At 37.9% G+C, this 12,485-nt stretch carries 12 protein-coding genes; 11 read left to right on the forward strand and 1 reads right to left on the reverse strand.

Features of this window, described 5'->3' with window-relative positions; genetic code table 11:
• Positions 1-771: 771 nt before the first annotated feature.
• Entirely contained in the window at positions 772-1,212 is a 441-nt protein-coding gene (locus tag J5J03_RS00620; RefSeq protein ID WP_208585613.1) for a cell wall hydrolase, read from the forward strand.
• A gap of 313 nt (positions 1,213-1,525) precedes the next feature.
• On the opposite strand, the gene J5J03_RS00625 is transcribed toward J5J03_RS00620, so the two are convergent.
• Entirely contained in the window at positions 1,526-1,690 is a 165-nt protein-coding gene (locus J5J03_RS00625) for an ATP-binding protein (protein ID WP_208585614.1), read from the reverse strand.
• A gap of 216 nt (positions 1,691-1,906) precedes the next feature.
• Here J5J03_RS00625 and J5J03_RS00630 point away from each other — a divergent pair, with 216 nt between their 5' ends.
• The 10 genes from J5J03_RS00630 to J5J03_RS00675 all read left to right on the forward strand — a co-directional run bounded on the left by J5J03_RS00630 (position 1,907) and on the right by J5J03_RS00675 (position 12,482).
• Positions 1,907-2,680 carry a DeoR/GlpR family DNA-binding transcription regulator gene (locus tag J5J03_RS00630; RefSeq protein ID WP_208585615.1) on the forward strand — a complete coding sequence of 258 codons (774 nt, stop codon included), beginning with the start codon at positions 1,907-1,909 and terminating at the stop codon, positions 2,678-2,680.
• Between the two features lie 65 nt (positions 2,681-2,745).
• A complete protein-coding gene (locus tag J5J03_RS00635; RefSeq protein ID WP_208585616.1) occupies positions 2,746-3,729 on the forward strand; it encodes a sugar ABC transporter substrate-binding protein in 984 nt (327 codons plus the stop codon).
• 420 nt (positions 3,730-4,149) lie between these two features.
• Positions 4,150-5,649, forward strand: a complete 1,500-nt coding sequence (locus J5J03_RS00640; protein ID WP_208585617.1) for a sugar ABC transporter ATP-binding protein — start codon at positions 4,150-4,152, stop codon at positions 5,647-5,649.
• Positions 5,646-6,644: an ABC transporter permease gene (locus J5J03_RS00645; RefSeq protein ID WP_208585618.1), complete on the forward strand. Its 999-nt coding sequence runs from the start codon at positions 5,646-5,648 to the stop codon at positions 6,642-6,644. Before J5J03_RS00640 ends, J5J03_RS00645 begins: the two co-directional genes overlap by 4 nt.
• A 29-nt stretch (positions 6,645-6,673) precedes the next feature.
• Positions 6,674-7,693, forward strand: a complete 1,020-nt coding sequence (locus J5J03_RS00650) for a carbohydrate kinase family protein (RefSeq protein ID WP_208585619.1) — start codon at positions 6,674-6,676, stop codon at positions 7,691-7,693.
• A gap of 12 nt (positions 7,694-7,705) precedes the next feature.
• Positions 7,706-8,557, forward strand: a complete 852-nt coding sequence (locus tag J5J03_RS00655; RefSeq protein ID WP_208585620.1) for a class II fructose-bisphosphate aldolase — start codon at positions 7,706-7,708, stop codon at positions 8,555-8,557.
• Between the two features lie 514 nt (positions 8,558-9,071).
• Entirely contained in the window at positions 9,072-9,605 is a 534-nt protein-coding gene (locus tag J5J03_RS00660; RefSeq protein WP_208585621.1) for an RDD family protein, read from the forward strand.
• Positions 9,606-9,665: 60 nt separating this feature from the next.
• A complete protein-coding gene (locus J5J03_RS00665) occupies positions 9,666-10,802 on the forward strand; it encodes a sensor histidine kinase (RefSeq protein WP_208585622.1) in 1,137 nt (378 codons plus the stop codon).
• On the forward strand, positions 10,799-11,431 hold the full coding sequence (locus J5J03_RS00670; protein WP_208585623.1) for a response regulator transcription factor: 633 nt from the start codon (positions 10,799-10,801) through the stop codon (positions 11,429-11,431). The genes J5J03_RS00665 and J5J03_RS00670 overlap by 4 nt, the downstream gene beginning before the upstream one ends.
• A 118-nt stretch (positions 11,432-11,549) precedes the next feature.
• Positions 11,550-12,482, forward strand: coding sequence for an ABC transporter ATP-binding protein (locus tag J5J03_RS00675; protein ID WP_208585624.1), 933 nt, complete (start codon positions 11,550-11,552; stop codon positions 12,480-12,482).
• Positions 12,483-12,485: the final 3 nt, after the last annotated feature.

Below are 12,485 nucleotides of genomic sequence, written 5' to 3' on the forward strand. Positions count from 1 at the left end.
CATTTAAGTTTTTTTGAAATGCGAAGATAATCTGGACTGGTAAAAGCATTAGAGAAAAATCCTTGGTTTTTCTTCAAAAGGAAAGAAAGTATAAAATCAGCGCAATGACCGTGTTAATCGAAGTAGTTATGTTGAAATGTTTGATGTATATTGTCAAAGCTCCGACTAATTACTTCGCTTTCCACGGGCACGGCCTCCACTAACTTTGCAAAGTGGATTTTCGGCTCGTGCTATTCCCCCAGGAGTCTCCACTATGAAGAGGTGCAACAACCCTTGTCATAAGTAATAGGTTGACTTTTACAATGGACAAAGTGAAAATTGCTATTTGTCATTATAAAAGCAACCGTATTACTTCATGCTAGCGTTGTAGAGCAGATCTTAGCGGAGGCCGCCCACTTTCACTCCTGTGGGAATTGTTTGACCTGAAGATCCACTTTTTTGAGCGGGTTTTGCTCGAAAAAGTTAGCTGAAGGACAAACCCCACGGAAAGGAAAGTGGGCAGCCGAAGTGGTGGTCATACGGTTCATATATTTCATCATGGCTACTAGAGGATCACAGATCTAGCATTTAGTAATAAGGACTGAGCGAAATTTTGCTCAGTTTTTCTTAATGGGAATTTCATGTCAATAATATGTAAATGTGAATCCAAGATTTTCAAGTATCTCTCCTTCAAACAATTTATCTAAGTGATTGATTAAAATCCTTAACTTATTATATAAAGTCTACATTTTTACAGGATTTTCTCATACAATTCTCTTAGAGGTGATGAAAATGGCACGAGTAAAATATACAGACAGTGACGTAGCTTTAATGGCAAGGATGATGAGAGCAGAAGCAGAAGGTGAAGGAAAACTAGGGATGCTTATGGTTGGTAATGTAATTGTAAATAGACTAAAAGCTAACTGTTTAGATTTTGAAGGTTTAAGGACCATACCGAATGTCATTTATCAAGTACAAGGTGGAAATTATTCATTTGAAGCAGTACAAAAGGGAAACGTTTTTTATCATAGAGCAAGAAGTGTAGAAAAGCGTTTAGCTAAAAAAACCTTAGACTACTGGAGAGAGCATCCTTCTAAACATGCGCTTTGGTATTTTAATCCATATGGTGAATGTCCTTCTTCATGGTATGGTCAACCATTTACAGGGCAATACAAACAACATTGCTATTATGAACCAGAGGCTAATACTTGTGAAGGTGCCTATAGATGGTGAAAAATCACAAATTAGATAGATTTTTTGATCCATGGTTCTTTTAGTCAAATTTTATAATCAATTTATCCTCACTACATTCAGTTAATTCCTTTCCACGCTAAATATTCTCGAACACATTCGCCCGAATAATTAAGTTTCAATTCTATTAATGGGAAGATGGATTTGAAGAATAAACCAATCATTATTAATCTCTCTCTGCATCCATTTCTCCCACCAGTTTTTTAGACAAATACAGACCAGTCCCACTTGCTTCTGTATTTGTTCTGCTAGTAATTTCTGTATAGAAGCGCATAAATCCTTTTTTCGCGGCAACTTAGCTATCTAGATTGATGTCATTTTTTACAATAAAGACGATATAGTCTTCTTCGTTTCTATAATGGATAACCGCTTTACTTTTGGCATAACGAATGATGTTTTGTACGATATTTTGAATAACGCTAGTAAGCATTAATGGATCGGCAATAATTTGTCGGTCCATTATTTGTTCAGGAAAATAAGTGGGAGGTATAAATAATTTAACTAGAAAAGTATAAAAAAGTGTAAAAAATTAATTGTAAATTTATAACTTATACTACATCGTCAATTCAAAACAGAGAATGATTTTTAATATCCTTCAAGTATATTTTCTCTTCCTTATACATAATGTTTTAAAAATGTTCGATTTAAACAATAACGAACAAAGTGAGGAATATATATGGAAAAATCGTTGAATCGAAGGCAATACAAGATCTACAACCTATTAAAAATAGAAGATGATGTAAAAGTAAATGAATTATCCCAAAAATTTAATGTAGCAGAAATGACAATTAGAAGAGATTTAGAGAAATTAGAAGAATACGGCTTAGCAAAACGCATATTTGGAGGCGCTATCTTATCTGCTAATACGGATATTACCTTTAATCGCCGTAATGTATTACATGTTAAAGAAAAACAATCGATTGGCTATGTTGCAGCACAATATGTTCAAAATGGTGATTCTATATTTATTGATGCTGGCACAACAACTCCACATTTCGCCCGTTATTTATCAAGTAGTTTGGTGATTTCGCTTGTCACAAATGGAGTGAATATTGTTTCAGACATTCATGATTCGAACAAAGAAACGATTTTGCTAGGCGGTATCTATCGAGAATCTACGAGATCTTTAGTTGGGCCAATTACCCAGTCTCACCTAGATAATTTATATTTTGATAAGGTATTTCTATCTGCTTCAGGTTTTTCTGTAGAGAAGGGGTTTACAAACTCGAACAGCTTAGAAGTTCAAATAAAACAAAAAGTGATTAAACAATCAAATCAAGTTAATCTTCTCATAGATAGTTCTAAATTTGAAAAAAATTATCTTCACAAAATCGGTAATTTACACGATATTCACCGAATTTTCACAGAGAAAGTACCACCAGACAATCAGAAAAAAGCCATAGAGCAATCAGGAGTAGAACTTGTCATATGTGACACCTTCTTACAATAGGATGGATAACGTTAATAATCACATGATGTGATTGATTAAAAAATGGATAAGGGAGAGGTCAAGCTATGAAAAAGAAAGGCTTATTACTGTTGTTATTATCGGTCTCATTCGTTTTGTTGTTAGCTGCTTGTAATGAGGAGACCGAAAGTGATGGAGAGAATGATTCGGGAAATGAAGCTGGCGAAGAGAACTCTGATCGCTATACTTTCGGTTATACTTCCATGACACAAAACAATCCTTTTTTTCAAGTCTTAGAGGAGGCCATTAGAGAAAAAGTGGAAGCAAATGGTGATGAGTTAATTACAACCAATCCAGCGATGGAGGTTGAGTTACAAATTAATCAGATTGAGGACATGATTGCTCAAGATATTGATGCAATTTTTCTGAATCCGGTTGATTGGGAAGGAATCAGACCAGCGTTAGCGATGTTAGAAGAAGCAGATATCCCAATTATTAATTATGATACCGAAGTTAAGGATTTTGAATATGTGACAGCATATGTAGGGTCTGACAATAAAAATGCAGGAAAAGTAGCAGGTGAAGATTTAGTTGAAAGGTTTCCTGATGGCGGTGAAATAGCGGTTCTAGACAGTCCAACGATGAACTCGATTAATGATCGTATTGAAGGATTTATGGAAGCAATTGAAGGACATAATTTTGAAGTTGTTGCCCAACAGGATGCCAAAGGTGATTTGGAAACTGCGCTTGATATTACGGAAGATATTTTGCAGGCACACCCTGACATCATTGCGATAATGGGCGGGAATGATCCAACTGCACTAGGTGCTTTAGCAGCGACAAAGTCCAATAATATACAAGATATTGCGATCTACGGTGTAGACGGTTCACCAGATGCAAAAGCTGCGATCGCAGAAGGCGGTCCATTTGTAGGTACAGGTGCTCAATCCCCGATTTCAATCGGTGAAATGTCTGTCGATGTTGCGTATCAAATCTTAAATGGTGAAGATTACGAAGAGAGAACACCGGTAGATACGTTTCTAATTAACGAGGAGAATGTGGAGGAATATGGGTTAGACAGCTGGCAATAAATAAAGCAGGTTTACCAAACAATCGGGTTCTTGTCTATCTCCAAGCGCAAGAAACTAGGCGAGTTCACGAAATTGGTTTTAACCATTATTAGTGATTTCTCATGTTATATCTATTGCATTTCCACTGGGATAATAAACCATGTTGCTAGGTCTTACAAATGTTGTAGCACAGGTATAAAGCGAAGGTCGCCCACTTCCACTCCTGTGGGAATTGTTTGACTTAAAGATCCACTTTTTCGAGCGGTTTTTGCTCGAAAAAGTAAACCCGCGGAAGGGATGTGGGCAGCCGGAGTGGTGGTCAAGTTATTCAAGTATTTCATCATGGATGCTAGAGAAATGGTAAATCTTTAGCTTTTAGTCATAAAGACTGAGCGGGTTTCTCAGTTTTGCTTAAACAAGATCTAGAAAAGAGGTGATGGTATGAGTGCAAAGCTATTAAGTATGAATCGAATCACCAAGTCATTTCCAGGAGTAAACGCATTAAAAGAAGCTGGGCTACAGCTGGAAGCTGGAGAAGTGCATGCATTGTTAGGAGAGAATGGTGCTGGGAAATCAACATTGATTAAAGTTTTAGGTGGGATCTATCAGCCGGATGATGGTGAAATTTTTGTTAATGGAAAGAAAGTAACAATAGAGAAGGTTACGGATGCTCAAGCAAATGGGGTCAGTATTATTCATCAAGAAATAGTGCTCGTTCCTTATTTGTCGATTGCAGAGAATATTTATCTAGGAAGAGAACCATTAACTAAAAGTGGATTTGTTGATTTGGAGAAAATGATAGTGGATTCGAAAAAATACCTAGCAGATTTTGGTCTGGATTTGAATCCGAAAACGATCATTAGAGAATTGACGGTAGCGCAACAACAAATGATCGAGATTATTAAAGCGGTATCATTCGAAGCGAAAATTATTGTGATGGATGAACCAACATCCTCCTTAACAGATAAAGAAGTAAAGTCATTATTCCAGACCATTCGCAGTTTAAAAAAGCGACAGGTAGGGATCATTTATATTTCCCATCGAATGGAAGAGTTATTTGAGATTACCGATCACATTACTGTTATGAGGGATGGTGAATATGTTGGAACTGTCAAGACGAAGGAAACAACGCATGATCAATTAGTAGCGATGATGGTAGGTAGAAGCTTAAGCAATATCTATTATCGTGAAAAAGGATGGGAGACTAGCGAAACAGTATTAGAGGTTCATCATCTATCTAAGCAAGGTGTCATCGAAGATATTAGTTTTGATTTGAAGAAAGGTGAAATTTTAGGTTTTTCAGGTTTAGTAGGGGCAGGAAGATCAGAGTTAATGCGGTGTATATTTGGTATTGATGACTATGATAGCGGGGAAATTCTGCTGAATGGCAAGCATGTAAAAATTGAACAGCCTAATGATGCGATGAATCAAGGACTAGCATATGTACCGGAAAACAGAAAGGATCAGGGTTTATTCCTGTCTAAAGCAGTGGATTATAATATGTCGATTAAAATCCTCGATAAATTTATAAAAGGCTTACGTGTAAACGATAAAGTCGAACAGCAGCAGGTAGATCACTATATTAATGAATTAAATATCAAGACACCCCATGCGAAGCAGACGGTAAGAAATTTAAGTGGTGGAAACCAGCAGAAGGTATTGATATCTAGATGGCTTGCGACGAAACCAGATGTATTAATTCTGGATGAGCCAACACGAGGAGTAGATGTTGGCGCTAAGTTTGAAATTTACTCCATCATGCAAAAGCTGGTTGAAGAAGGTGTTTCGATCATTATGATTTCATCCGAATTACCAGAAGTTATTAACATGAGTGATCGAGTAGTGGTGATGTATAAAGGAAAAGTCGGAAATATTTTAAACGGAAAAGAAATCAAACAAGAACAAATCATGTATTACGCTACAGGAGGTGGGAAAAGATGACTCCATTAACTTATGAAAATGGTAAAGAATCGATCTGGTTTAAAATCAGTCATGCTGTTACGGGTTTTGTTAGAGAAAATATGGGAATTTTAATTGGATTAATTGTATTATGTATCTTTATTTCGATTGTGAATCCTGATTTTTTGTCTTCTAACAATCTCATGAATGTATTAAGACAAACCTCTACCAACATGTATTTAGCGATAGCGATGACTATGGTGATTATTTTAGGAGGTATCGATTTATCGGTAGGCTCTATTATTGCAGTAACGGGCGTTGTAACAACGCTATTAATTGCAATGTTAGGTTTCCCTGTCTGGGTGGCAGTTGCGGCAGGATTGTTAGTCGGCATGCTTTTCGGTGCATTTAACGGCTATGTGGTTGCCACTACGATTATTCCTCCTTTTATTGTCACCTTAGCGACAATGAATATTGCCAGAGGAGCAGCCTATGTCTTTAGTGATGGAAAACCGGTAAGGGTTATGTCAGATTCATTCAATAACATTGGTTCTGGTTATATCGGCGGATTTTTGCCAGCTCCTGTCCTTTATTTAATCATTATTCTTATCATTGCTTATATCATAATGAATAAAACGAAACTAGGAAGATATATGTATGCGGTTGGTGGTAATCCAGAAGCAGCTAAATTTGCCGGAATAAATATTAAGAAGATCAAGATCCTTGCTTATACTTTTAGCGGTCTGATGGCAGGTGTTGCGGGGATTGTTTTATCTTCGAGAATGTTCTCTGGCCAGCCGACAGCAGGTGATATGGCGGAGTTAGATGCGATTGCCGCAGTTGTATTGGGTGGAACAAGTATGGCAGGTGGTTCAGGGAAGATCGGTGGAACAGTAATCGGTGCGCTTATCATCGGTGTTTTAAGCAACGGTCTCAATTTAATGGGAGTCAGCTCTTTTTGGCAATACATTGTAAAAGGTACTGTTATCCTTATCGCGGTATACGCTGATGTGATTAAGAAGCGGAATCAATTGTAAAATGGTTCATACAGGCAGGGGGGGTATTTTTGCGCGAGGGAATTGCAATTGCCGGTACGGTAATGGTTGATGAAATTAAGTCAGTGAGTGGATACCCAGCTAAATCAGAATTAACGACAATTGAACAAAGGAAGCGGTCAATGGGTGGGGCTGTTTCCAACTGTTCGCTTTCTTTGGCTCAAATAGATCCGACTCTTCCGATTGAAATTATTGCTTATTTTGGAGAAGACGAGAAAGGACAATATTTATATGAAGGCTTTTCAGAATATAAAAATATTGATTTAAGTAAGGTTCAGTTTACAGGAGAAACGCCATTTACCGATGTCATTTTTGATGAATCTGATAAAACAAGAACCTTTTATACTTTTAAAGGAAACTCTACCTCTTTTAACGAAGGTGCCTTCCCATTTTCAAATATTCGGGCGAAAATATTGCATGTTGCTTATGTCCTTTTGTTAGATGCTTTAGATCAAGAGGATGAGCAGTACGGGACCAAGCTAGCTAAACTATTATATCTTGCCCAAAAAGAGGGGATTCAAACTTCTATTGATGTCGTAAGTGAAAATAAAGATAGATATGAAAAGGTAGTACCACCTGCATTAAAATATACGAACTACTGCATTGTGAATGAATATGAAGCAGGGAAAAGTACTGGGATAGCATTGCGTGAACAGAATGACAGATTAATAGTGAACAACATAAAAAATGCATTAACTAAGATGAAGAGTATAGGTGTACAAGATTGGGTAGTCATCCACGCACCTGAAGCAAGCTTTGGGTATAACGGGGAAGACTTTTATAGTTTACCATCTTTATTGATTGATAAAGAGAGAATAAAAGGAACAGTTGGAGCAGGTGACGCATATGCAGCTGGTATTCTCTTTGGCGCAGAGAAAGGTTATTCATTATATGAATCGATGAAAATCGCAACCGCTAGTGCTGCTTCCTCTTTGTTAGAAGAAGACAGTGCTTCTGGTGTGAAAGATATACAAACATTAAAAGCGATGTATGTTAACTGGAAGAAACGCGATGATGCTTTTCTTCTATAAGGGGGATAAACGATGTTAATTACACTTAAAGAAAATCTGAAAATGGCGGAGAAAGGGAATTATGCAGTTGGTGCTTTTAATGTTCCTACTGTGGAATCGGCACGAGCAGCACTGGAGGCAGCAGAGGAGTTAAAAGCTCCGATTATTTTAGCGCATGCCGAGGTTCATAATGAGCTAATGCCACTAGAGTTTATTGGACCAATTTTGGTAGAATTGGCAAAAAAGGCAAGTGTACCGATTACGGTCCATCTGGATCATGGCTCTAGATTCGACTTAATCAAACAAGCGATTGATATAGGCTTCACCTCTGTCATGATTGATGCTTCTCATTTACCTTTTGAAGCAAATGTTAGAGAAGTGAAGAAAGTGGTAGAATATGCAAGGAAACGAAATGTTTCGGTGGAGGCAGAACTAGGAGTGATGACAGATTCGACAATAGGTAGTGGTGAAAGCTATGAAGATTCCGACAAAGACGATGGCATTTATACGGACCCGGAAATGGCCACAGCATTTGTAGCAGAAACAGATATTGATGCACTAGCTGCCGCGTTTGGTACCGTACACGGTATATATTTAGAGGAGCCTATGCTTGACTTTGATCGCTTGCAACAAATCTATCGAAGAACAGGTAAACCAATTGTCATGCATGGTGGTTCCGGCCTTAAAGAAGAGGACTATACTCAAGTGATCAAGGCAGGAGTAAGGAAAATCAATTATTATAGCTATGTAGCAAAAGCAGGTGCAGAAGCAGTAAAGCATTATGTTAACCATAAGGAACATATTTTTTATCATGATATAACTGCCGTCGCAAAAAAAGCGATGAAACAAAATTATCAACGCGCTATCGAAATATTCATGAATTAATAGTAGAAAGCTTGCAAGCACCTGAACAGGGAGTTGCAAGCTTTCTTTTTATAAGGAAAAAAACATATAGCCGTTAGTATCACAAATTTATTTAGAGAATGCATGCTATATTCTAGCGCTTTTATGGGATAATAATCCAAGTTTCTAGCTCTGACATATGTTGTAGAGCAGCACTTAGCGAAGGCCGCCCACTTTCACTCCTGTGGGAATTGTTTGACCTGAAGATCACTTTTTCGAGCGGGTTTTGCTCGGGAAAGTAAACCCCACGGAAAGAGAAGTGGGCAGCCGGAGCGATAGTCAAACAGCCGATATATGTCATAATGGATACTTGAGTAACTGCAGATCTACTTCGCATTTAGTAATAGGATTGAGCGTTTTTTGCTCAGATTTTCTTTTCGTGAAAAATTCCCCTGTAGTACTCCTATTAATAGTATAATGGATAAAACATTGTATGTCCGCGAGATAGCTTCTATTATTTCGCAAACAGACTCACGCATTAATAAGGAGGATTTATATGCAAACAGTTGCTACAAGGAAACAACGGTTTATTGCTCTATTGATTGACTGGCTATGTATCAGTGCATATCTCATCTTACTCTTCGGCATCATGCAATTAGTCTACCTGGTCGCTTTTAATGGAATTCCCGCTTTTTCAAATGGGCAAACACAATTTATTGCAATGTTAACCTCTGTGCTTCCAGTTATTATTCTGTTTTCAATTATGGAAGGTGGCTCTCGTGCTGCCACATTTGGTAAAAGAATTAAAAAGATAATAGTTAGCTATCCTGATCACCCCAAAATAAGGAGTACGATACGAAATATAGCGAAATTTTTACCGTGGCAGCTAGGCCATATGGGAGTTATTCATGGAATGTACCATGATTTTAATTGGCTAGCAATGGTTTATATCAGTATTTCGATGTTTTTAGCATTTCTTTATATTATCATGGTTCTTGTACGTCGGGATCATCGTCACATAGCAGATTTATTAGCTGGAACAACGGTAGTAAAAAATAAAAAACCCTTAAATCCTGGATGTGGTGCTTAATGAATATATAGTATAATGAGGGCAAATAGGATGATCTTACATTCGAAGGGGTATTTCGTTATGAATAAAACATATTTTATGTGGATCGCTATTCATTGCCTTGTATGGCCATTTGCATTATGGGGATCGAATCTAGATTTATCTTTGCAACAGCTAGCGAGTCTTTGTTTATTTTTGAGTATCTTGTTCCTTTTCCCGCTTTTTTCAGACAAACCACTCTTACAAACGCTATTATTCACCATGCAGACACTGACGCTATTGCAAATTTTTTACCCTGCTAATCAGGAATTCAATCCGTATTTAATACTTATACAAGCGTTGGTATTGGCAGAAGCAGTTTTTAGATTATCCTTGTTACAAAGTATGGTTGTACTGCTGGTACAGTTTGTCGGGTTATGCTTGATTCTGATGCAAACTATTCTTTCTACTAACCAATTAGCTTGGATTGTGCTATTTTACCTTTTAACCATTATCGGATTATTGTACTTTCAGCTTGTAAAAAGACGTGAATTAGAGGTCAGGGAGAAGAATGATGCCTTACTAGGTGAATATAGAAGGATGAAAAGACAACTGGTTGCAGAGGAAGAGAATGCCAGACAGGATGAACGGATGCTGATAGGGCATGAAATTCATGACTCTGTTGGTCATAAACTAACTGCTTTATTAATGCAATTGGAGGCATTTCGCTTAACTGCGGATGAAAAAGATAAAGAAACGGTTGCGAAACTGAAAGAGCTGGCAGAACAGAGCCTGGAGGAAACAAGACGAGCCGTCAAATCCTTCAAACAAAATGAAGTCGGTGGTTTACAAGGTCTCATCCGTTTAATTCGTAAATTAGAAGTGGAAAGATTTATGAAAATCAATTTTTCCGTGAGACATGGAGCATTTGCCGCATCATTGACAGGTGAGCAGTCATTTGCGATTTACCGTGCTGTACAAGAAGCACTAACTAATATTATGAAGCATAGTTCTTCAAGAGAGGCTCACATTTCTTTTGAAGCACCGGGCGGAAGTATTTTTCGCTTTGAAGTAATGAATCCTGGTAAAACGAGTCCCTTTTTTGAAGAGGGGTATGGGTTAAAAGCGATGCGAGAACGTTTGGAAAAGGTGGGCGGTTCTCTAGTAATAGATCATGATGAGCGGCAGTTTGCGGTAAGTGGCAGTATTCAATTAACGAAAACGGAGAGGATAGAATGATAAAGGTTTTGTTAGCAGAGGATCAGGTAATGGTACGACAAGGATTAAAGGCCATGATCGAAACCGATGAAGAAATCGAAGTAACTGGGGAAGCGGATAATGGTAGACAGGCTGTAGCGCTGTGTGAAAAACAGTTATTCGATGTCGCGGTGTTAGATATTCGCATGCCTGAGATGGATGGCATTGAAGCGGCAAAAGTAATACGGTCCCGTTTCCCCCATATGAAAATATTAATGCTGACAACATTTGATGATAATCAGTATATTATGGATGCGTTAAAAATGGGGGTTAGCGGTTATATGCTGAAGGATGGAGATACCGAATCCTTGATCCGTTCGATTAAGAGCGCTCTAAAAGGAGGGCTTTCCCTCCAAGATCAGGTGGCGGCAAAAGTGGTTCCAGAATTATTGAAAACCGAAGAACAAGAGACAGTTGATCCAACGTTAACACCGAGAGAAAGAGCAATCCTGAAATGTATTGGAGAAGGACTGAATAACAAAGAGATTGCAGAACGATTAGGACTGTCAGTAGGTACGGTAAAAAATCAAACTAGTCAAATACTAGATAAACTAGAATTACGAGATCGTACCCAATTAGCAATATATGCCATTCGTCACCGACTAGTATGATTGCAAAAAAAATGACTAAAGTAATATATGCGAGGAGAGTAAATGACCAGGGTCAGTAGTGACTTTGGTTTTTTTCATTTACGATAAATAATGAGGAAGGAAAAAAGGAGGTAATCACATGCTTGAAACAATAAATGTTAGTAAGTCATTTAAGGGGAAAAAGGCGGTGCAAGACGTTAATTTATATCTTGATAAAGGAGAATCGGTCGGCTTGCTAGGTCCAAACGGTGCCGGTAAATCTACCACGATTTCCATGATATCGACATTAATCAAGCCAACTTCCGGTGAAATAAAGCTGAATGGAGTCAATACAGTAAACAAACCGAGAGATATTAGAAAAGTATTAGGAGTGGTACCACAAGAATTAGCGCTCTATCAGGAGCTTTCTGCTTATGAAAATCTAAAATTTTTTGGCTCAATTTATAAATTGAAAGGCAAGGAATTAGAGGACAGCATTCAATATGCCTTGGAAATTGTCGGGTTGAAGGATCGTCAAAAGGATTTAGTGAAAACTTTTTCCGGAGGGATGAAGCGAAGAGTCAACATTGCTGCTGCATTGTTGCATAAGCCGCAAATATTGATTCTCGATGAGCCAACAGTCGGCATTGATCCACAATCAAGAAATCATATTTTAGAAACGGTACGATCATTAAATGAAACAGACGGTACGACGATTTTATACACGAGTCATTATATGGAGGAAGTCGAACAGCTCTGTGATCGTGTATACATTATGGATCATGGCGAGGTGATTGCTGCTGGTAGTAAAGCGGAGTTACTCAGTATTTTATCGTCCGAAGATACTATTAAGCTGGAACTAAGCATGATCGATGAAAATTTTGTGGAAAAGGTTAAAATGCTGGAAGGTGTTCGCAAGGTGGAGGCAGCTAGCTCACAGCTTAAGATCATATCAAAGAAAGGAAGTAATTTGATCAGCGAGCTTGTTTATCTAGCTGACAGCCATCAAATTCAATTGCTAAATTATCAAACTGAGACACCTAGCTTGGAAGATGTATTCCTTCATTTAACTGGTAGGACGTTGAGAGATTAAGGA

The sequence above is a fragment of the Gracilibacillus suaedae genome, assembly GCF_017599345.1.
GTDB lineage: Bacteria > Bacillota > Bacilli > Bacillales > Amphibacillaceae > Gracilibacillus > Gracilibacillus suaedae.